This window comes from Vibrio splendidus 12E03 (genome assembly GCF_000272105.2).
Lineage (GTDB): Bacteria > Pseudomonadota > Gammaproteobacteria > Enterobacterales > Vibrionaceae > Vibrio > Vibrio splendidus_I.
This window is the reverse complement of sequence record NZ_AJZD02000224.1, coordinates 1-227: the sequence shown is the minus strand read 5'-3', so window position 1 is coordinate 227 and position 227 is coordinate 1. Positions and strand designations below refer to the sequence as shown.

At 40.1% G+C, this 227-nt stretch carries 1 pseudogene; it reads left to right on the top strand.

The window, feature by feature from the left end:
* Positions 1 to 227, top strand: a pseudogene (locus A142_RS15060) (DUF2913 family protein); the annotation flags it as partial.

The following is a 227-nucleotide window of genomic DNA, read 5'->3' as shown; positions in this document are numbered from 1 at the left end:
AGCCTTGAGCAAAAGTTATGGGATATCAATCGACTTAACCTTGAGTACCAGGCTAAATTTTCACAGGCGGATGAACTCTACATCATGTTGAGCGGTCTATTTGAGCAGCATCAATTTCCATCGATGCTGGAAAACTCAGAAAAAGACCTTGAAAGGGATACGCTCTACATGAAAGAGAAAGGTATTGAGAAAGGGTTTGATGAAGACAACAACCAAATCAAACCATT